Below are 21851 nucleotides of genomic sequence, written 5' to 3'. Positions count from 1 at the left end.
TTTAAAGCGGCATCCATGTCGAAATTGGTTTTGGTCATATGTCATCTCTTTTTTTGCTTAGTTTAACGAAATGACACAGAATTATGAACACTACCCCACGACTCAAAGCTATGTCTGGCAATATTCACCTGCCTATTATCTTTTTAACTGCGTTGGATTCGCAAGATACGCTGTTACAGTGTTTGAAGGTGGGTGGCGATGATTTTTTGAGTATTCCGTTTGAACCCGTGGTGTTGCAAGCAAAAGTTAACGCCCATGCGCGTGTGCGGGAGCTCAGTTATTCATTGGTTCAAAAAAATCGTGCTTTAGCTTGGCACTCTGCGCGGATGGAGCGCGAGCAAAACGTGGTCCAGCATATGCTAGAAAATGCGTTGGCTGAAAACCAACTGGACTTCCCTTTTATCCGCAGTTATCTGCGGCCAACCAGTAATTTTAATGGCGATGTCTGCCTGGGGCGGGTAGGTCCATTTGGCAACTACTACTTGTTCTTGGGTGATTTTACCGGACATGGCCTTGCGCCAGCAACGGGGGCGCTTCCCGTTGCCCAAGCATTTTTTAGTATGGCTGAACGTGGTTTATCGGTCGGCGATATGGTGACTGAGTTTAATAGTCGGTTGTATAAAGTCCTGCCGGACGATATGTTTTGTGCAGCACTGGTCGTCGAAATGTCTGCAAACGGCGACAGAATTAGCTGTTGGAGCGGTGGTATGCCGGATGCATTATTACTCGATGGACAAGGGCAACTGCAGCACCCTATTAAGCCCCAACATATGGCGCTTGGCATTTTGCCGCGCTCGCAGTTTAATAGCCAACTCGAGCACTATTTTGTCAGTCCGGGTCAACGGCTGGTGATGTTTACTGACGGTGTCGTTGAGGCATGCAACAATCAAGATGAAATGATCGGTGAAGCGCGCTTTGCTGACTGGGTAACCGAAATGCTGGATACAGGTTGCTCTGAGGCGCAATTTAAAGCAATCGTAGAGCGGATTGTCGACTTCACCGGAGAGGTACCGTTAAACGATGATTTATCACTGGTGTGTTTAAAGTGCCAACCCACGCGACTCGAGCCAATAGCTAAACCTTTAAATGACTACCACCTGCCTTTTCAGTTACGAGTGGTTCTGACAGAAGATGACATTCAGAATCGCGATCCGATGCAACGGATGGTGGATTCGCTGACTAAATTGGATGCTTTGCAGCCGCACAAAACGTCGTTATACCTGCTTTTTGCTGAGAGTTTTAATAATTTGCTCGAGCATTCAGTGTTGGGTATGCAATCAAAACTAAAACAGCAAGAGAGTTTTGAACGGTATTACGAGGAGCGGCAATCACGCATTGAGCGCCTGCAAGGGCTCGAAATTTACTTCGATATCAATTATCAACCCGACGTGCAAAAACTGTCGTTTACTTTATCGTCAAACACTGAACATCGTTTTGACGGACGTCACAATGCCAAAGCATCCGAAGTATCAGAGGAGACCTTTGGACGGGGGCTTAACCTTATTACTCAAGTGGCTGATAAAGTCGAATGGCGCGACAATGGCTCGTTGCTGTTCGTAAGTTATACGCTCAGCCGCCCGCTCGCTTAACTCGGTAACCTTGGTCAATGAGCCATGTTTCGATGATGTCACGTTGGTCGCCTTGGAGCTCAATGACATAATCTTTCACGGAACCGCCAACGCCACATTGCTGTTTGAGCTTTTTAGCTATCTGCTTTAGCTCATCGTGCGGAAGGGCAAGTCCTTTAACCAAAGTCACACCTTTACCCTTACGTCCTTTAGTTTCGCGTTGTAACCGCACGATACCATCACCTTCAGGTACCTGTTCAGGCTCTGGCTCAGCATCAATACGTCCTTGGTCGGTGCTATAAACCATTTGTGAGAGTTTGTCTTTCCAATCTGCCATGCCGATCTACCACTTTTTCTTCGGTTGGAATAATTCTTCAAGTTCGTCGCTTTTTCGCTTACGCGCGTCATTACTGTTAGCGTCGCGCAACTCACTAGTAATTTGCTCTAGCGAAGCTTTGATTTTTTCATGTCTTTGCTGGGTATAGTCATCACTGTAGGTATGCTCATCAATAGTGCGCAAGGCTTTTTCATAATACTGACGCGCCGAGCCTAACATATTACTATTGTATGCGTTTTCACCCCGTTTAATTAAGGTTTCTACGCTTATCTTAAGCTGTAATTTTTGTAAGCGCTGATCCTCTAAGTTATATACTTGAGTGTCAACTCGGCCTTTCGCGTGTTCGCTCCGCAATGCACTGCGCAAGCGCTTCAGCGCATTAATCATGGCAATAATTTGTTTATCGTTTTGCGGGAGTTCAAAGTCTTCAGATATAAGCGATGTATCGTTTAAATCGAGTCCCTTCAGGCGTGTTTCATATTCACTGATACGATCTTTAAGTGCATCCGATGGCATGACTTCATTCATGCTTACCAGTAGTTCTTTAGCACGCGTATTCAACAACGCGTAGACAGATTTTCCGATCGGAAAATACCCAGTAATGTTGATGAGGTCCTCGACCTGATCAAGCACTGCGCGAATTTTAGCAAAGCGCTGTCTGCGCTCTAAATTTTGTTTCTGGCGATACTGCTGTACTGCACTGATCATGACGGTCATCAGTACAAGCAATATTATCAGCGATATTATTATTGTATAAACCATAGTTTGAGTCTGTCGCTACTATCTTATGCCATTAGGGTAGGTATAGGGTAAAACGACTACCGCCTAACGAACTAGAGTTCTCCAGTTTAATAAAGCCTTGCTGTCCTTTGTACTCGTGTGCCTCGGCTATTAACTTGGCAAAAAAGAGCCCAAGCCCTGTACGGCTACCTTTCATATCAGAGTAGCGCGGTTGTTGCTCGTTCAACATAAGCAATGAATCGGGGTAACCCGGGCCATTATCCTCTATCGTAATGGAACACCCACGATCTTCAACTCGTTTAGCCTCTATCATAAGCTTATCGGCGGTGTAGCGCATAGCATTAATGAACACATCGTTTAAAACTTGTGTGATTAGGCTTCTATCGCCAAAGAAAAATAAGTCATCTGGAAGGTTAACCGTAACGTCGATACCACGACTTTTGCTGTAAAAGCGGTTGTTCATTACGAGTTCTTCAACCACTTCATCCAGGAAGTTCTGCTCGCTCTCAATTTCAAGCAGGTCTTGTTGGCGATATAAAGCTAGCAATTGTACAAGGTTGGTATTAATGCGCTGTGCTTCATAATGCATATGCGCCAGTTCTTGCTGAGTGTCAGTATCTACTACTTTATGAGAGACGTCCTCAAGCTGTTGTACAAGTAACCCCAAAGAATTTTTCATGTCGTGAACAGACACTGCAAGTAAAGTGGAAAAATCAATGGACGGTTTGGACATGATTGCCTCTATCGATTATTTAAGAATGCGTTTGGCATAGGATTTAAATTTAATATATTATTTTTTTATATTAAACGGCAGCAAATAAGGTCTGCTTACTATGAAGCTACAGCAATTGCGTTACATTGTCGAAGTACTGAATCACAATTTGAACGTGTCCTCCACTGCGGAAAGCTTGTTCACCTCGCAACCGGGAATAAGTAAGCAAGTTAGGATGCTCGAAGACGAACTGGGTGTACAGATCTTTGGTCGTACGGGTAAGCATCTCACACATGTCACGCCTGCAGGTCAAGAAGTTATCAATATTGCGCAACAAGTGTTAGAACAAGTTCAAGCGATCAAAGCGGTTGCTGCTGAGCACACTCAACCCGACTGTGGCAAACTCAATATTGCAACAACGCATACGCAGGCGCGTTATGCCTTACCCCGTGTGATTAAACGCTTTATTGAGCAGTATCCTAAGGTGTCGCTGCATATGCACCAAGGATCTCCATCACAAATCAGTGAGGCGGCAGCAAAAGGTAAGGCCGATTTTGCCATAGCAACTGAAGCGCTACACCTTTATCAAGATTTGATCATGTTGCCGTGTTATCACTGGAACCGCTCTATCATAGTGCCTAAAGACCATCCGCTGGCACAAATCGATAAACTGTCGATTCACGATATCGCACAGCATCCTATCGTGACCTATGTACACGGGTTTACGGGTCGCTCAGAACTCGACAAAGCGTTTAATACAGCAGGTGAAGAACCGCAAATCGTCTTCACTGCGACAGACGCAGACGTGATTAAGACGTATGTCCGAATGGGAATTGGTATTGGCGTGGTGGCAACCATGGCCTATGACGCAGAAGAAGACACTGATTTAATCGCCTTACCTGCGGCACACTTGTTTGATCCAAGTACGACAAAAATCGGTTTTCGCCGAGGTTCGTTCTTGCGCACGTATATGTTTGATTTTATCGAGAACTTCGCTCCGCACCTGACTAAATCAAGAGTCGAAGAAGCGATGCAGTTGCGCAGTCATGAAGAAATTGAGAAGTTGTTTTCTGATATCGAGCTACCGACGTTATAAGTCGGTAGCCCAATAGCCAGTGCGGTTAGCACTCGATAATGTTAACCGCTAAACCACCACGAGCGGTTTCTTTATACTTAGTTTTCATATCATTACCGGTTTCCCACATCGTCTTGATCACTTTATCAAGAGAGACCTTGTGATCACCGGTGCCACGCATTGCTAAGCGTGCGGCATTAATCGCCTTAATTGCACCCATTGCATTACGTTCAATACAAGGCACTTGCACCAAGCCGCCTACTGGGTCGCAGGTCAGGCCTAAGTTGTGCTCCATGCCAATTTCTGCTGCGTTTTCGACATTAAGTGCTGAGCCGCCCATGTACTCGGCAAGACCCGCCGCAGCCATTGAACATGCAACGCCGACTTCACCTTGACAGCCCACTTCGGCACCAGAAATCGAGGCATTTTTCTTATACAAAATACCAATCGCGGCAGAGGTCAATAAGAAGCGCACAACGGAGTCTTCATCTAAGGTTTCGATGAATTTATCAGCGTAGCTCATGACCGCAGGAACGATACCTGCTGCACCGTTAGTTGGTGCGGTGACAATACGGCCGCCCGCGGCGTTTTCTTCGTTTACAGCAAGGGCAAATAAATCCACCCAATCCATAAACTGCATCGGCTCTGTTGATTTCTCTTTCTTCAGGCGCTGATACAAACACGAAGCGCGGCGTCTTACTTTAAGACCGCCTGGCAAGATACCTTCGGTATTAATGCCATTCTCGATGCTTTGTTGCATCGTACGCCAGATTTTCATCAAGCCTGAACGAATTTCATCTTCGCTTCTAAATACTTTCTCGTTTGCCATCATCAGCGAGCTGATGCGCATCCCAGTATCCTTGGTGTGCTGAAGTAACTCAGCAGCCGTATCAAACGGGTAGGGGATGGGCTTGTCCGATTGTTCAATCGCTTCTTCTAGGGTTTCATCAAAATCAGCATCACGGACGATAAAGCCGCCACCAATTGAGTAGTAGAGGTCTTTATAAATGACCTCACCCTGCTTCATTAACCTTAGTTCCATCGCGTTGGCATGCTTGGGCATGGTCTTGCGACGGTGAAATGTAATCGCACCCTCGTTCGGAAAGTACACTTCTTTTTCTTTCAATAGAACGAGCTTTTCCGACTTGCGTGTTTGCTCAAGAAAGTTTTCTACGTTATCGGTATCAACGGTTTCAGGTAGTTCGCCAGCAAGTCCTAAGATAACCGCTTTACCAGTACCATGACCTTTACCGGTTTGTCCTAACGAGCCAAAAAGCTCAACTTCAATGCCATCAGCGTCATTAAGAACGCCTTTTTCCTTGGCTGCTTCTAAAAAATAATAGGCAGCTTTCATCGGGCCGACCGTATGCGAGCTCGATGGACCGATTCCTATTTTATAGATATCAAAAACACTGATCATACATCTGACCCATTGGTTAATTCGAGATTCCACTCATTGTCGCATGCTTGCCACCCACTCTGGCAAGTAAAATCGCGGAATAAGTTAGAAATGAGAAGTATAGCTTAGCTGCCACTGTTTATCGTTAATTGAGTGGACTTACCTGTTGCTTGAGTTCTGGCTGGAGATGCTCGGCAAGTTCACGCAGAATACCGGCTGTCGCGCCCCAAATATTGCGGTGTTGCCAAGGAATGAAGTAAACGCGGTCATAGATAAACTTGCGAATACGATAGGCATAATGGTTGTAAGGATCGAGCACATCGGCAAGCGGAACTTCAAAGATTTCGGCGACTTCACTGGGTTGGCGGCGTAACGCATACTCGACTTTTGCAAAGCCGATGAAAGGGCGAATATTGTAGTAGCTCAGAACGGGGTAGTCTTGTAGGCGCCCAACCACCTCAATATCGTTTCTACTTAAGCCGATCTCTTCTTCAGTTTCACGTAACGCCGTTTCAAGTAAATGTCGGTCCGATTGATCAAAACGCCCCCCAGGAAAGCTTATTTGTCCTGCATGCTTACGCAGTGTTTTTGCGCGCTGAGTGAGCAATAATGATAAGCCATGCGGACGTTCAACCAGTAAAATCATGACGGCTGCAGGTCGTAGCTTTTGTTTCAGAACATTATCGACTCGGCGCTCGATTTTGGGCGAAGGCTGCAAGTTAAAGCGACGCAAGAATTCACTGCGAGTTTTAATCATGCGGAGACTCCAACGTTGGTAGAATACGCGCAACCTTGTCAAAGGTCTCTTGGTACTCTTCTTGCCCATTCGAGTCGTAGACTAAGCCGCCACCCGCCCAACAATGTAAAGTATTGCGTTCAGCGACCAAGGTGCGAATGGTAATGCTGCTATCGCTGGCGCCGGTAATCGATACATAGCCGATAGAGCCGCAGTAGGCATTACGACGATGAGGTTCGAGTTCTTCGATGATCTCCATGGCACGGACCTTAGGTGCACCGGTAATGGAACCGCCGGGAAACGCGCCGCCCCATAATAGGAAGGTATCGCTTTGTTGCTTCAACTGACCCTCAATGGTCGAAACCAAATGATGCACCGCAGGGAAACTTTCAATCGCAAAGAGTTTGGGTACTTTTACTGAGCCTGCTTGGCAGTGTTTACTGAGGTCGTTACGCAATAAATCAACGATCATTAGGTTTTCCGCGCGATCCTTTTCGGCATGCGCAAGTGCTTGGCGGTTAGCGTCATCTTGTTCTGCGGAGGTGCTCCGTGGGCGGGTACCCTTAATCGGTTTAGTCTCCACGTAGCCGGTAGCTGAAACCGAAATAAACCGCTCTGGCGATACACTCAACAAACAGCTTGTTGGTAAACGCATAAATGCGCTGAATGGAGCTCGGTTACTGTCTCTGAGTCGCAGGTAGGCGAGCCACTCTGAGCCAGAGTACTGAGCAGTAAAACGTTGCGCAAGATTGATTTGGTAACAGTCGCCCGCCGCAAGGTACGCTTTAACCGCATCAAAGCGTGCTAAATACTCCTGAGCCGACATGTTGCTTTGCCATGAGCTCATGAGTTTAAATGACTCGGATTGATGACTCACCGGCGTGAGCCAAGCGTGCTGTTGCTCAGCAAACTCCTCGGCGGGTGCGAGTAAAAAGACGCGTTTCTCGTGTTTATCAATAATGAGTGAATTTAGGTAGACCCCAAATACCGCGTCATCGGTTGCATATTCGGCCGCATTGAGTGTGGGCAGGCGCTCCAGTTGACGGCCAAGGTCGTATCCCATTAATCCTGCGAGTCCGCCGCAAAAGGGCAGTTCTGAGCTATCGCCGTTCACCTCAACTTGTTGTTGCAGTTGTTGATGAATCTGACTGGCAGCACCGATGAATGAGTTATCCGTGCAGGCAAGCTCAAGGCGTGTGTTCTTCGCCACTTTACTCAGCGTTGTCGTGTGCTCGCGAGCGGATAAAATATACTCGGGATGTTTCAGCAATAGGTGATAACGACTGTTGGGGTGTTCAAACGCTGCTGAGTCTAACCACAGGCTATAATCGGTCTGCTCTATCGTAGCAAAACGTTGTGTTACCCAATGATCCCACTCTTCAGCGCTTGCAGACTGTTTTGGAATACGTTGATCGGTTAATTCACGAAGTGTCAGTTGCACGGTGTCGTCTACCCCAAAAATTTACGGCTCTAGCTTACTCTAATCGCAGTATACCATAGCCATTAGACCAATCGTCTCTAGTCATGACGATTCGAAAACGCTATTATGAGCGGCACTATTCTGCCGCGTTAAATGCCTGTTTGCGGCGATATTAACATCATAGCTAAGCTGAGGTGCAGTGAATGGCCATCATTCGTCAAAGTGATTTTATCGACAGTATTGCAGACTCGTTGCAGTACATTTCTTACTACCATCCTATCGACTTTATTCAAGCGCTCGATGAAGCTTATCAGCGCGAAAAAAGCGAAGCCGCGAAGAACGCGATTGCACAAGTATTGACGAACTCGCGTATGTCGGCGCAAGGGCACCGTCCGATTTGCCAAGACACCGGTATCGTAACCTGTTTTGTTAAGGTTGGTATGGGCGTGCAATGGGATAAAACGGATATGACGGTGCAGCAAATGGTCGACGAAGGTACTCGCCGCGCGTACACCAATCCTGAAAACCCGTTGCGAGCATCAATCGTTGCCGATCCAGCTGGCGCACGTAAAAACACCGGCGATAACACCCCTGCTGTGGTGCATTTAGATATGGTGCCAGGCGATAAAGTAGAAGTAATGATCGCGGCGAAAGGTGGCGGTTCAGAAAACAAATCAAAAATGGCGATGCTTAACCCAAGTGATTCTATTGCTGACTGGGTTGTTGAAACGTTACCGAAACTCGGTGCGGGTTGGTGTCCGCCGGGTATGCTGGGTATTGGTGTGGGCGGTACCGCAGAAAAATCGGCAGTGCTGGCTAAAGAGTCACTGATGGACCCTGTTGATATCCACGAACTCATTGAGCGCGGCCCACAGAACGCGGAAGAAGAACTGCGATTAGAGATCTTTAACCGAGTGAATGCGTTGGGTATCGGCGCGCAAGGTTTGGGTGGTGTTACTACGGTGTTAGATGTGAAAATTAAATCACTACCGACGCACGCCGCTTCAAAACCCGTGACGTTAATTCCAAACTGTGCCGCAACGCGTCACGCGCACTTTACATTGGATGGCACCGGTCCTGCGGACTTAACGCCACCAAAATTAGAAGATTGGCCACAAGTGACCTTTGAATTGGGCGACGATGCACGCCGCGTCAACTTAGACGAAGTCACCAAAGAAGATATTCAAGAATGGAAGATGGGCGAGACGGTTCTGTTGTCGGGTAAATTATTAACAGGACGTGATGCAGCCCATAAACGTATTAAAGAAATGCTAGCAAACGGTGAAGAGCTACCGGTTGATTTTAATAACCGCTTTATCTATTACGTCGGTCCGGTTGACCCCGTAGGTGATGAGGTGGTGGGTCCTGCCGGTCCGACTACATCAACGCGGATGGATAAATTCACCGACATGATGCTTGAAGAGGCCGGTATTATCGGCATGATCGGTAAAGCTGAACGTGGTCCGGAAGCGGTTGAAAGCATTCGCAAGCACAAGGCCGTTTATTTGATGGCTGTGGGCGGGGCGGCATACTTGGTCGCAAAAGCGATCAAGAAAGCGCGTGTGGTCGGCTTCGAAGACTTGGGAATGGAAGCTATCTACGAGTTTGAAGTCGAGGATATGCCAGTCACCGTGGCCGTCGACAGTGATGGACACAATGCTCACGAGCAAGGTCCTGCGATTTGGAAAGTGAAAATTGCAGAGCTTGATGAGAAGCTAGGAGCGTAATCGTGTTGCACGACATGATGACGATGAGCACCACCATTTGGGTGGTGCTTTTGTTTGTAGTGACGGTAATCGGTGTGGTTTTCGCAGTATTGTGGCGTGCTAGCGTAACGCGTGCCAATACGTTAGCGGACACCCTAGAAACGCAAACAGAGCAACTTGATCAGTTGCGCGAGCGCTTACACTACACCGAGTCGCAGTGGCAAACCCTTCGTGCAACGGCGGCACAGGAACGGCGGGCGAGTGAGGATAAACTGCGTACCTTGGAGGCGGCAGAACAACGCATGTCGCAGCAGTTTGAGAATTTAGCCAACCGGATTTTTGAACAGCGTTCGAATCAAATGCAGCAACAGCACCAACAGAGCCTGCAAGCAACGCTCGCGCCTTTCAAACAACAACTCGAAAGCTTTAAGCAGCAAGTACAGCAACAACATAGCGATGAGACCAAAGAACGCGCGGCATTGCGCAGTGAACTGTTGTCATTAAAGACACTGAACCAACAGATGGCGCAAGAGGCGGATGCACTGACGCGAGCGTTAAAAGGTGATAACAAACACCAAGGCAACTGGGGTGAGGTAGTGCTTGAGCGCATCTTGCAACAGTCTGGTTTGCGGGAGGGACATGAGTACGATACCCAATCGTCGTTTGCGGATGATGATGGCAAGCGGCTGCGTCCCGATGTCATTGTGCATCTACCTAACGAACGCGATGTCGTGATTGATTCAAAAGTCAGTTTATCGGCTTATGAACGCTACTTTAATAGCGATGATGAAGCGGTCCGCAAGCAAGCGCTGAGCGAACATGTGCAGTCGCTTCGGCAACACATCAAGCAATTAGGCAAAAAGAACTATCAGCAATTACAGGGCATCAAGACGCTGGATTATGTCCTACTTTTTGTACCTATTGAGCCGGCATTTTTGTTGGCTGTCGATAAAGACCCTGAGCTAATAAAGCTGGCGCTGGATGAGCAAATCATGTTGGTAAGCCCGACCAACTTACTCGTTGCCTTACGCACGATTCATAATATTTGGCAGTATGAGCACCAAAACCAAAATGCGCAGTTTATCGCCGCAGAGGCCGGTAAGCTGTACGATAAGTTTGTAGGCTTTGTCGAGGACCTCGATAAAATCGGCACAAGTATCCAAACCCTTGAACAGCGTTATCAAGATGCAACCAAAAAGCTGAGCCAAGGGCGTGGCAATCTACTCACACGCGTTGAGAAGTTTCGTGCAATGGGTGTGCAAACCAGCAAACAACTCAGTGCAACGACGCTTCACAAAGACGCGGAAAGTGAGGAGGCAGCGGATGATTAATGGTCACTTGACCACATATCCATTGCTGCCGCTGAAGACGCACTGGCATCAGCACATGTTGTAGGCTGTTCAATTGTAAGCGTACGCACAGCATATCGTGGCTCTGGCTATGTTGTAATAGTTTGATCGCTGACGCAAAGCGTTGCTGATCGATAGGCGAAAATTGCTTTAGCCACTGCGCTGCATCAGCCAATTTAGCGCGATTGCGGCGTTTCGATGAGCCCTCAGCAGGGCTGCTAATCAGAATGATATTGCTGGTTGGCAAATAGAGATAAGTATAAAGTGCGTTGCTATTCATCTGTTGCGGCTCCGAAATAACGTCTCGTTATTGTGACGAAGCCGCACCGCCTTAAACAGACGCGAAAAGTGTTATAAAACGTCCGAATTCAACGCTTTAGCTCGGTAGTGATCAACCCACATAGCGGTCGCCCCAGCGATAGCAACAGGCATGATAACGAGATTGATAAACGGTAGCATGGTGATGATGGTAATCGCCATTCCGAAACTTAATGAGCGGAACTTTTGCGCCCGCAATTCAAATCGCATGCGACCAAAATCGAGTTTGTGATTATCGAACGCGTAATCCATGTATTGAATCGCAAGCATCCAGCACACCCACAAGAACCAGATGATTTGACCTATCACTGGAACAACGAGCGATAATAAAAAGAAGCCAATCGCGCGGGGTAGATAGTAAGCAAGTTTTTGGAACTCTCGACCGACGGTGCGTGGAATATCTTTTACCAACCCCATGACACCCTCATCGCCTAATGGCTGACCCGATTCATACTGCTCGACTTTCTCGGCAAGCAAGCCATTAAAAGGCGCTGCAATGATATTGGTTATCGCCGTAAAAATAAATGCGAATAGTCCGAGTATAAACAATACCGTGAGTGGCCAGATGAGGTATTCAAGCCACTGAAAGTAACTCGGCAATAGCCCCATAAGCTGATCAATCCAACCGCTAGTACGGCTCATTAGCCAGCTAAAGGCAGCGGCAAATAGAACAAAGTTAATTAAAATCGGACCGACCACAAACCGTTTAAGGCCTTTGGTGGTCATTAACTGAAACCCGCGAAGCAAATAGGCGAAACCTGAATCGCTAAAGACTGCTTTTTGCATTGAGTAACCTTTGTAGAGTTGATGTATAGTACTAGGATAATGCTAAAACGCCTGTTTTGCAGTGGCTAAATTGTTACAAAACTCAAATGAATCTGCTAGAGTTTCTCACTCATGCTTAAACGCACTCGCGCGATGGATACAACGACAATAAAATGCGCCTGAAACATATAAAACTGGCTGGTTTCAAATCGTTTGTCGATGCCACCAAAGTACCTTTTCCCGATCAAATGACGTGTGTTGTCGGTCCTAATGGATGCGGCAAGTCGAACGTCATTGATGCAGTGCGTTGGGTGCTCGGTGAGAGTTCGGCAAAAAACTTACGCGGCGACGCGATGACCGATGTCATTTTTAATGGTTCAAATGCCCGTAAACCTGTATCCCAAGCCAGTGTCGAATTGGTATTTGATAATACCAGTGGACGTATTCAAGGTGAGTTCGCATCCTACAAAGAAATCTCGGTCAAACGACAAGTCAATCGAGACGGTCAATCAAACTACTTCCTCAATAACAGTAAATGTCGGCGACGCGATATTACTGATTTATTTCTCGGTACCGGGCTGGGCCCGCGCAGCTACGCCATCATAGAGCAGGGCATGATCTCTCGCTTAATTGAGTCAAAACCGCAAGAGTTGCGTGTGTTTATTGAGGAAGCCGCGGGTATTTCTAAGTATAAAGAGCGTCGTAAAGAGACCGAGAGCCGCATGTTGCACACGCGTGAAAACCTCGAACGAATCAGCGATGTGCGCGAAGAACTGGGGCAGCAATTACAAAAGCTACAGCGGCAAGCCGCTGCAGCGCAGCGCTATAAAGAACTGAAATCACAAGAGCGTGAATTTAAAGCGTTGTTGTTGAGTAGCCGGTGGTGGCAGTTAAACGAAAAGCAAAACCAATTGCGCGAAAAACGAAATCAGTACCGGCTAGAGCTGGATCGTTGGCAAACTGAACAGACCGGCGAAGAAAAAGGCGTTATCACGCTCCGAGAGCAGGCTGAGGAGTTAAAGCAGAGGGTCGAGCACGCACAGCAATCGGTCTATGAGTGCAATCACCAGATCATGCGAATAGAGCAGGCGATGCAACATCAACGGCAACTTGAGCAACAGCGTGAAGCGCGTGTTGCCCAGTTAACACAGGAGCGTGAACAGCTTACTGAACATGATGCCGAGGATAGCCAACGTAAGGAAGAACTGGCACACAGAATTGCTGAGCTGGCGCCAGAGTTGGAACGACTCGAAGCGCAGCTCGAGATCGCCACAACGCGTCACGAAGAAGCCCGTGAACAATTGCAACAGGTTGAGCTGCATGAGCAACACACTCAGCGACAATTGCGTGAGGTCGAACAGCAAAAACAACGCAATGAATTAGCACAACAACAAGCGCAACAGACGATTGACCATAGTCGCGAGACCCTTGCGGAAATTGCTGAACAAAGCGAACAAGTGCGCGAACAAGCGCGCGAGGTCGGTATTCAGCAACAACAGGATGAGCTGGGCGATATTCAGCAACAGATGACGCAAAGTGAAGCCGAACTAAAGCGTGCGGCACACGCCTACGAAGCGGCACAGCAAAGCTTGCATAACTGCCAAACACAGATGCAACGCTTGCAAAGCGAGCAGCAGAGTCTACAAACCCGTGCGGACGTATTGCGCGAGTGGTTAGCGGGTGAAGATGGCACCATCAACGAGCCGGTGCGGCAGTGGGCGGCTGAGCGGCAATTACGCACTGTCGCCGAATTACTCAAAGTCGACCCCGCCTGGCGTGATGCCGCCGAAGCCTGGTTAGCGCCATGGCTTAATAGCTACTGGGCGGAGCATAATGCCGAGGTTGATGACTTGCCCAATGGAGCAATGTTAGCGCTCCCCGATGGTTCTGTACGCCTGCCTTCAGACGTCACCGGGTTAGCGACCTTCGTGTCGGGTACTGTGCGCGATTGGCCACTGGTTCAACGCTGCCTTGTCGGCGACTCGATTGCTCACTGTCAGCAGCTGTTACGCCAACACCCACAGGCAATCGCGGCCCTGACACAAGCGGGTGACATTGTGATGCATGGCTTCGTTCAGCGTGCGGGCGAGCAGAGTCAATCGGGTCTGCTGCATCGACAGGCTGAATTAGCGCAATTAGAACAGGATCATCACAGGCTGGTTGCGCAGGTTAAAGAAGTGGCCGACGAGCACGCTCAATTGGTGCAACAAGTGGAAGCCGCTAAACAAGCCAAACAGATCGCTGAGCAAACCTATAATGAGCAGCGCGAGACATGGGTGCGAGCGCAACAACAGTTGGATAACGCGCAACAGCAACAAGCACGCCTTGATAAAACCTTGCAGCAGCTTGCTGATAAGTCGTCGCAGGTTAACGCGAAGCTCGAGACTGCCGAGCAACAAGCGATGATATGTGAGTCGACAGCCGATGAGCTCGAACTGCAACTCGAACAATTAGCGTCTGAACTTAACCAATCACAACGGAGCGCGGTAGAGCGGCAACAGCGCGAATGTGAGCAGCAAGAACAGAGTGTGCGCACGCAACTGGAACAGCAACGACTGCAGTTAACCAACGCACAAGAGCAACAAACTCAGCTGCAACGAATGGCACAGCGGCAAAGTCAGAGACTCGAGGTTATTGCAGACGAGTTGAAGACGCTGGCTGAACAAAACGCCGATAGCGACGAGCCGCAGCAAGCACAATTAGAAGATTTGTTGGCGCAGCGTGAGGAGCGCAGCGAGGTTCTGCAAGGTACCCGCGATGCGCTCGCCCAAGTTGAGCAAGATATCCACGAATTAAGCCAAGGGCGTTCGCAATTACAGCTTAAAATCGATCGCACACAACAAGCATTACAAGGGATCGACATCGAACAAGCGAAGCTTGAGGAACGCACGCAAAGCGTGCTCGAACAACTGTCGCAAACACAAAAGACCTTGAAAGAAAGTTTGCCTAAACTTCATGAGGCGGTTGATGCGGGCACTTCGATGAGTCAGCTCGAACAGGACTACGCGCAGCAGCTTGAGCGCACGACACAACAAGTCAGTCGTTTGGGCGCTATTAATTTAGCCGCAATTGAAGAAGCGGAAACGCAAAAACAACGTAAAGACTATCTCGACGAGCAATATGATGATTTATCGTCAGCGTTAGAAACGCTAGAAGCGGCGATACAGAAAATTGACCGCGAGACGCGGCAACGGTTTAAAACGACATTCGATGCAGTGAACAGTGATTTACAAAAGTTGTTCCCGAAGGTGTTTGGTGGCGGCTCAGCATCGTTAGAGTTAACAGATAGTGACTTGTTAGAGACCGGGGTGACAATTATGGCGCAGCCACCCGGTAAAAAGAATAGCACGATCCATCTACTCAGCGGTGGAGAAAAAGCGTTGACCGCTTTATCATTAGTATTTGCCATTTTTAGGCTCAATCCAGCTCCGTTCTGCTTGCTTGATGAAGTGGATGCGCCATTGGATGATGCTAACGTGGGGCGATTCTGTCGCCTAGTTAGGGAAATGTCAGAAACAGTTCAATTTATTTATATAAGCCATAATAAAGTTGCGATGGAAATGGCAACGCATTTGGCGGGTGTAACCATGCAAGAAGCCGGCGTATCGCGACTCGTCGCTGTCGATATCGAACAAGCTGTGGCGATGACCGAAGCATAATAATAAAGGAAGTATGACATGAGCAATTTACAGATAACACTCAGTATTATTGGAGTATTGCTGATTGCTGGCATTATTGCCCACGGCTTATGGACGATGCGGCGGAATAACAGCATCTACAAACAAGCGCAAAGCGAGGTTGCAGAAAAACGGCACCAGCAACAGTCGAGTGATGACTTTGATGCGGATGGTATTGGCGCGGTCAAAACCATAAAAGCGACCCGCGATGAGCCTAAAACGACACCGACACAAGCTGCGCAAATGTCAATGGACCTTGATTTAGAGAGTGATGATGAGCAGACGCCACTGCCTTCAATGCGCGTTGACACGCATGATGAACCGGCGCCCGCAGCCGCGTCGCCGGTCACTGAAGACAGTGCACAAGAACTCGATGAGGAAGCGCCCGAATCAGTGGAAGCGCCGACTTCTGAGCCAGTAAACGCCGAAGCCGCAGCGGAAGAAGACGAAACAAAACCACAGCCTCCGCAAGACGTTATCTCGTTGTTCGTGAAAGGCAATGTGCAAGGCGCGCTGCTATTGCAAATGATGACCGAACTTGGGTGTAAGTTTGGCGAGATGGGGATCTTCCACCGTTACGAACACACTAATGGCACAGGTACGTTAATTTTCTCAGTCGCCAACATGTTTAATCCAGGCACCTTTGACCTTGATAACATCGAACAATTTGAGACCGACGGTGTGGCATTGTTCATGACCTTGCCGATTAATTATGACGGCCAACAGGCGTTTAATATGATGCTCAACGCCGCCAAAAAGCTCGCGACAGAAATCCCACAAGGGCAGGTGCTCGATGGTTCGCGTCAATTATTGACACGCCAGTCGATCCAGCAAGCACACCAAAAAGTACGTCAATACGAAACTAAGCATTAAAGAGACAAACAAAAAGATATGAGCCATCCATCGAACGTAGCGCAGCGCATGCGTGAGCTAGAGCAACAGCTTACGCAATATAACAAAGAATATTACGAATTGGATGAACCAAGTATTCCTGATAGCGAATACGATAAATTATTTCGCGAACTGCAGACACTTGAAGCGAATAACCCTGAGTTAAAAAGCGAACACTCACCGACTGAAAAAGTCGGCAGCAAGCCTCTCGATGCGTTCACTTCGGTGACTCATGAACTACCGATGCTGTCGTTGGATAACGCGTTTAACAGCGAAGAGTTTGCTGCCTTTGCTGAGCGTATTCAGCAACGCGTTGATAGCTCGGTGGCATGGGCGTTTTGTTGCGAGCCTAAACTAGATGGTTTGGCTGTCAGTATTTTATACCAAAACGGTAAGCTAGTGAGAGCGGCGACCCGTGGTGACGGCTACTCAGGTGAAGACATCACCGCAAACGTAAAAACCATCAAGAACGTACCGCTGCAGTTGAGCGCAGAAGCGCCTGATCGCGTTGAAGTGCGTGGTGAAGTATTCATGATGACGGACGCATTCGAGCGCTTTAATGAGACAGCACGTAAGCGTGATGAAAAAGTATTTGCGAACCCTCGCAATGCCGCCGCAGGCAGCCTACGTCAGCTCGACTCCCGTATTACGGCAAAACGTCCACTGCATTTTTATGCTTACAGTCTAGGGGTGGTGAGTGAGCACGACCACGATCGTCTCGCTGACTCACATTATGACCGTTTGCAGCAGCTCAGCGAGTGGGGCTTGCCGATCAATGACGAAGTGAAACGAGTCGAGTCGGTTGAGGCGTGTGAAGCTTATTATCAAGCCATGCTCGAGAAACGCGATCGTTTACGTTATGAGATCGATGGCATTGTTTACAAAGTTGATTCGATTCGTATGCAGACTGAGCTGGGCTTTGTTGCGCGTGCGCCGCGCTGGGCGATTGCACGGAAGTTTCCTGCGCAAGAACAACTGACGCGTATTACAGGTGTCGATTTCCAAGTGGGTCGTACGGGGGCTATCACACCGGTTGCTCGTCTTGAGCCCGTCTCGGTGGGCGGGGTCACGGTATCCAACGCAACGCTACACAACGCCGATGAAATCGCGCGTTTGGGCGTCATGATTGGCGACACGGTCAGTATTCGACGTGCAGGGGACGTGATTCCTCAGGTCGTCAACGTGATTGAAAGCGAGCGCCCCGCTGACGCCCAAATCATTCAATTCCCGGCGCGTTGCCCGGTATGTGACTCCGAGGTCGAACGTATTGAGGGTGAGGCGGTGGCGCGGTGCAGCGGAGGATTGATTTGTGCTGCGCAGCGTAAAGAAGCGATTAAACATTTTGCATCGCGTAAAGCGATGGATGTCGATGGTCTAGGCGACAAGCTGGTGGAGCAATTAGTCGATAAAGAGTGGGTGAAGTCACCGGCTGACTTGTATGAATTAAAAACGCCGGTGATAGCATCGCTGCCTCGCATGGGGATGAAATCGGCGCAAAACTTGGTGAATGCTATCGCGAAAACGCGTGAAACGAGCTTACCGCGTTTCATCTATGCGTTAGGGATTCGTGAAGTCGGGGAAGCGACTGCTAATAATTTAGCGCATCACTTTGGTACTTTTGACGCGCTGCAACAGGCAAATGTTGAGGCATTACAAGCCGTTGATGATGTCGGTAAAGTTGTTGCCGAGCATATTGTCGCATTCTTCCGTGAAGCCCATAACCAAGAGGTTGTTGAGCAATTACGTCGGTGGATTAGTTTTCCAGAGGGCGAAGCGGTTGGGCCTAAGAGCGATCGATTAGCGGGACAGACATTTGTGTTAACGGGTACATTGACCGAAATGACGCGAGATGAGGCGAAAAAGGCATTAGAAGCGCTAGGGGCAAAAGTCAGCGGTTCGGTGTCGAAAAAAACATCGGCAGTGTTCGCCGGGGATAATGCCGGCTCTAAACTGGCGAAAGCAGAAAGTTTAGGCGTCCCAGTGAAAACAGAACAAGAGTTGATCGCGCTTATCCAAGCAGGTTAATCAATAGCCCCACGCGAGGTGCGGCGGACTATTGGCTCCGCCGTATGCTCAAATCTTTAATTAAACCGCTTCCCTTTATCTCATTAATACCATTCTCGTCGAACTCGAACTTAAGCGTAGGATGTGTGGTATCAACAATATAAGAACGGTCATCTAGTTCAAATACTAAATGTTTATAGGGCTTGTCGGCATCGAAACTTCCGCGCGGGTAAACACTCAATGTGTGAGTACCTATCGTAAGATCAAACGATTTAAAAAAGCCGTTTGCGAACTCTGCGACGTATATCAGCCCCTCATCATTGACGATTACGTTGAGAATGTAATTGGGGGGCACTTCATTGGTTCGCAGCTGTGCTTCACCCGCTTTAAAGATATGTGTATCGAAATGTTTTACATAGGCAAAACCAAAGTCGATCGACTCTTTGCGACCCGACGGATATGTCAATTCGCCTTTTCCTTCTGCTCGCCAGTCAGCAGCATTAGCTGAGCTCGGAACGGCGGCAAACGACAGGGTTACAACGAACAATAAAGAAAACACAAAACGCATCATTAAATCGACCTATCGAAAAGAATAAGTTGTTAGTATCGAATTAATTGCACAGTGAATCAATACCTCAATATATATAAAATAGGCGCACTTTGAATGCGCCTATGACTATGTAAACATTCAAGAATTTACGTTAACCACGTCAACTTTCAGTGTAAGCCGTTGCCCCGGTTGTAAATAACTGCTGCGGCTGATGTTATTCCACTGCTCGATCTGAGCAATACTCACATTAAAGCGGTTAGCAATGCGTGCTAAAGAATCGCCACTGCGTACTTGATAAACAATCGTGCGAAGTATGCCTGTTGATTTTTGTGCGCTATTACCTTCCTGCCAAATAACCAGTTTTTGACCCGGACGTAAATAATCGCCTGGCGCCATTGAATTCCAACTTGCAAGCTCTCTAACACCGACATCAAAGGCACGCGAAATATCCCAAAGGGTATCGCCTGACTGGACTTGATAGTTCACCTTTGATTTGCCGTATTGCTTGCTTTGTTTGGCGATACGGCGCTGGTTAGATGATAAGGTGTACTGCTCTAAATCCTTTGTCGCAACAGGGATCAGCAAGTAATCACCGCTGCGGATCAGCGCACCATTAAGCTCATTCACACTTTGAATGACATCCACCGAGGTATTGTACTTTTTCGCAATCGTTAACAGACTCTCACCCGAGCGGATTTTGTGTCGTTTCCAACTTAGCCAATCACTTGGATCGGTCTTTTGGATAGCACTTTCAAAGATGCTGGCGTTGGGTTGCGGAAGTAGCAAACGGTGAGGACCATCCGGTGCCGTCGCCCAACGATTATAAGCTGAGTTATAGCGATGTAGGGTTTCCAACGGGAGTTCAGCCATGTCCGCTGCGAGTGCCAGATCAATTTGACCAGGTACCTCGATTACGTTCAGTTGCGGTTGATTCTCGATCGGGTACCAAACGATGCCATATTCATCGGTGTTTGCCAGAATATCTGCTAACGCGAGTAACTTCGGTACATAGGCGCGCGTTTCGCGGGGTAAATCTAAGTTCCAGAAATCCGTTGGTTCGCCTTTACGTTTATTTCGACGAATTGCCGCCGCAACGCGCCCTTCGCCCGAATTATACGCAGCGATGGCGTGTAACCAATTACCATCAAAGTAATCGTGCAGGGCTTCTAAATAATCGAGCGCCGCTTGAGTGGCAGCATAGACGTCTCTGCGACCGTCATACCACCAATCAATCTTAAGACCATAGTGGCGCGCAGTGGAAGGAATAAACTGCCACACACCGGATGCACTGCCGTGGCTGTATGCGAAAGGGTCAAAGGCACTTTCGACAATCGGCAGTAAAGCAAATTCCATTGGCATTCCGCGGCGATCAATTTCTTCCACAATTAAGTGCAAAAAGGGTTCAGCGCGTTTACCAACTCGCTCAAGATACTCGGGGTGGCTGAGAAACCAGTTGCGTTGTGAGTTTACACGCGCATTATCTGGGACTTCAAACGCCAGTTGTAAACGAATGCGTTGCCACAGGTCGTCGATTGGAACTGGCTTCTTTGCTTCCTTTTTGGGCTCATCAGGCGTTACTTCGACAGGAACGGGTTGTAACTCGTCGATGTTAAGCGGTGCCGAGGCAACGACTTCGGCCTGTTGATTATTAACATTCACAGGCTCGTCAGGATTGAATAGCGAGGTCATTTGGCAGCCCGAGAGCGTTAGCAGAGAAGCGCTCAGCACTGAACTCGTTAAAAGTTTATAACGTACATTCATGGTCAGTTTCTTTAATAATGTTATAATATAACGTGGATATACTACGTGACTACGCGTTATCTTTCCACTCTCTGATCACGGCGAAGACATTCTCTGATCCCTCGATATCTTGCTCAGCATACTCACTGGCGGCGCGACGGACCGGTGTTTGGTCAAACCGTAAAAACGGGTTAATTGCTAACTCGAGTTGCAGCGTCGAAGGCACTGTAATTTGGTCGTCCTGACGCATGAGTTTCACTTTTTCTAAATAGCTTCTTAAAACTGCATTATCGGGTTCGACAAGCGTGGCAAAGGTTAAGTTCGCTTGAGTGTACTCGTGCGCGCAAAAAACGCGCGTCTCACCCGGTAGGCGACGTAATTTATCAAGCGAAGCCACGAACATGTCGGGCGTTCCCTCAAACATCCGCCCACAGCCGCCAGAAAACAGCGTGTCGCCGCAAAATAACGCCGTATTGGCATAAAAGCTAATATGGTCAAGAGTATGTCCCGGTGTTGCGAACACATCAAAGGTCAAGCCCGCCAAGTTAACGCGGTCACCTTCTGATACCGCATAGTCGATACCGCCGATAGCCGGGTTATCTGGACCGTAGCATGTAGCCGGATAACGCGCCTTCAAGGCGTCAAGGCCACCGGTATGATCATGATGGTGATGCGTAATGAGGTAGCCAGCAATATGTTTATTATTCGACTCAAGCCACTCGAGGACCGGTTTTTCATCGCCCGGGTCGACGACAATGACACGATCGTCGCTGGATTCAATAAGCCAAATATAATTATCGTTAAACGCTTTAACTGGATGTACTCGCATACTCTTGGTTTCCTCGCTATGATTATGCGTAGAC

At 48.3% G+C, this 21851-nt stretch carries 18 protein-coding genes; 7 read left to right on the top strand and 11 right to left on the bottom strand.

Annotated elements, in window-relative coordinates; all coding sequences use genetic code 11:
- Nucleotides 1-83: 83 nt before the first annotated feature.
- Nucleotides 84-1589 carry a PP2C family protein-serine/threonine phosphatase gene (locus tag DFP83_RS11050; RefSeq protein ID WP_241971631.1) on the top strand — a complete coding sequence of 502 codons (1506 nt, stop codon included), beginning with the start codon at nucleotides 84-86 and terminating at the stop codon, nucleotides 1587-1589.
- Here DFP83_RS11050 and yciH read toward each other — a convergent pair.
- The 3 genes from yciH to DFP83_RS11035 form a co-directional block, all read right to left on the bottom strand.
- On the bottom strand, nucleotides 1570-1905 hold the full coding sequence (yciH, locus tag DFP83_RS11045) for a stress response translation initiation inhibitor YciH (RefSeq protein ID WP_110575695.1): 336 nt from the start codon (nucleotides 1903-1905) through the stop codon (nucleotides 1570-1572). The genes DFP83_RS11050 and yciH overlap by 20 nt on opposite strands.
- A 6-nt stretch (nucleotides 1906-1911) precedes the next feature.
- On the bottom strand, nucleotides 1912-2613 hold the full coding sequence (locus tag DFP83_RS11040; protein ID WP_241971632.1) for a hypothetical protein: 702 nt from the start codon (nucleotides 2611-2613) through the stop codon (nucleotides 1912-1914).
- A gap of 85 nt (nucleotides 2614-2698) precedes the next feature.
- Nucleotides 2699-3379, bottom strand: a complete 681-nt coding sequence (locus DFP83_RS11035; protein WP_110575691.1) for a sensor histidine kinase — start codon at nucleotides 3377-3379, stop codon at nucleotides 2699-2701.
- 100 nt (nucleotides 3380-3479) lie between these two features.
- Here DFP83_RS11035 and cysB point away from each other — a divergent pair, with 100 nt between their 5' ends.
- Nucleotides 3480-4454 carry an HTH-type transcriptional regulator CysB gene (gene cysB, locus DFP83_RS11030; RefSeq protein ID WP_110575689.1) on the top strand — a complete coding sequence of 325 codons (975 nt, stop codon included), beginning with the start codon at nucleotides 3480-3482 and terminating at the stop codon, nucleotides 4452-4454.
- 25 nt (nucleotides 4455-4479) lie between these two features.
- Here cysB and DFP83_RS11025 read toward each other — a convergent pair whose 3' ends face one another.
- From DFP83_RS11025 to pabB, 3 genes are all read right to left on the bottom strand, one after another.
- Nucleotides 4480-5853, bottom strand: a complete 1374-nt coding sequence (locus DFP83_RS11025) for an L-serine ammonia-lyase (RefSeq protein WP_110575687.1) — start codon at nucleotides 5851-5853, stop codon at nucleotides 4480-4482.
- 124 nt (nucleotides 5854-5977) lie between these two features.
- Nucleotides 5978-6589 (bottom strand): CoA pyrophosphatase, encoded by a 612-nt coding sequence (locus tag DFP83_RS11020; protein WP_110575685.1) that lies wholly within the window; start codon nucleotides 6587-6589, stop codon nucleotides 5978-5980.
- Entirely contained in the window at nucleotides 6582-8009 is a 1428-nt protein-coding gene (gene pabB, locus DFP83_RS11015) for an aminodeoxychorismate synthase component I (protein ID WP_110575683.1), read from the bottom strand. The genes DFP83_RS11020 and pabB overlap by 8 nt, the downstream gene beginning before the upstream one ends.
- 182 nt (nucleotides 8010-8191) lie before the next feature.
- Here pabB and DFP83_RS11010 point away from each other — a divergent pair, with 182 nt between their 5' ends.
- The gene (locus DFP83_RS11010; protein WP_110575681.1) at nucleotides 8192-9715 is read left to right on the top strand and encodes a fumarate hydratase; all 1524 of its coding nucleotides are present in this window, start codon (nucleotides 8192-8194) and stop codon (nucleotides 9713-9715) included.
- A 2-nt stretch (nucleotides 9716-9717) separates the two neighbouring features.
- Complete coding sequence (gene rmuC / locus DFP83_RS11005; RefSeq protein ID WP_110575680.1) at nucleotides 9718-11025, top strand: DNA recombination protein RmuC; 1308 nt, start codon at nucleotides 9718-9720, stop codon at nucleotides 11023-11025.
- Here the strand turns inward: rmuC and DFP83_RS11000 are convergent.
- The gene (locus DFP83_RS11000; RefSeq protein ID WP_110575679.1) at nucleotides 10970-11323 is read right to left on the bottom strand and encodes a hypothetical protein; all 354 of its coding nucleotides are present in this window, start codon (nucleotides 11321-11323) and stop codon (nucleotides 10970-10972) included. The two genes, rmuC and DFP83_RS11000, sit on opposite strands and share 56 nt — an antisense overlap.
- 71 nt (nucleotides 11324-11394) lie before the next feature.
- A complete protein-coding gene (gene cysZ / locus DFP83_RS10995; protein WP_110575678.1) occupies nucleotides 11395-12147 on the bottom strand; it encodes a sulfate transporter CysZ in 753 nt (250 codons plus the stop codon).
- A gap of 152 nt (nucleotides 12148-12299) precedes the next feature.
- On the opposite strand from cysZ, the gene smc reads away from it, so the two are divergent.
- Genes smc through ligA form a run of 3 tightly spaced genes read left to right on the top strand, consistent with a single transcriptional unit; the run spans nucleotide 12300 to nucleotide 18719 of the window.
- Nucleotides 12300-15785: a chromosome segregation protein SMC gene (gene smc / locus DFP83_RS10990; protein ID WP_110575676.1), complete on the top strand. Its 3486-nt coding sequence runs from the start codon at nucleotides 12300-12302 to the stop codon at nucleotides 15783-15785.
- An 18-nt stretch (nucleotides 15786-15803) separates the two neighbouring features.
- Entirely contained in the window at nucleotides 15804-16676 is an 873-nt protein-coding gene (gene zipA, locus DFP83_RS10985; protein WP_110575674.1) for a cell division protein ZipA, read from the top strand.
- 18 nt (nucleotides 16677-16694) lie between these two features.
- Entirely contained in the window at nucleotides 16695-18719 is a 2025-nt protein-coding gene (ligA, locus tag DFP83_RS10980; RefSeq protein ID WP_110575672.1) for an NAD-dependent DNA ligase LigA, read from the top strand.
- Between the two features lie 28 nt (nucleotides 18720-18747).
- On the opposite strand, the gene DFP83_RS10975 is transcribed toward ligA, so the two are convergent.
- From DFP83_RS10975 to gloB, 3 genes are all read right to left on the bottom strand, one after another.
- Complete coding sequence (locus DFP83_RS10975) at nucleotides 18748-19269, bottom strand: hypothetical protein (RefSeq protein WP_241971633.1); 522 nt, start codon at nucleotides 19267-19269, stop codon at nucleotides 18748-18750.
- A gap of 117 nt (nucleotides 19270-19386) precedes the next feature.
- Nucleotides 19387-21009 (bottom strand): LysM peptidoglycan-binding domain-containing protein, encoded by a 1623-nt coding sequence (locus tag DFP83_RS10970; RefSeq protein ID WP_110575670.1) that lies wholly within the window; start codon nucleotides 21007-21009, stop codon nucleotides 19387-19389.
- A gap of 49 nt (nucleotides 21010-21058) precedes the next feature.
- Nucleotides 21059-21817, bottom strand: coding sequence for a hydroxyacylglutathione hydrolase (gloB, locus tag DFP83_RS10965; protein WP_110575668.1), 759 nt, complete (start codon nucleotides 21815-21817; stop codon nucleotides 21059-21061).
- Nucleotides 21818-21851: the final 34 nt, after the last annotated feature.

Origin of the sequence: Idiomarina fontislapidosi (assembly GCF_003226255.1) — a bacterium.
In the GTDB taxonomy this organism is placed as follows: Bacteria; Pseudomonadota; Gammaproteobacteria; order Enterobacterales; family Alteromonadaceae; genus Idiomarina; species Idiomarina fontislapidosi.
Note: the sequence above shows the minus strand (reverse complement) of the source record. Positions and strands in the feature narration are given on the sequence as shown.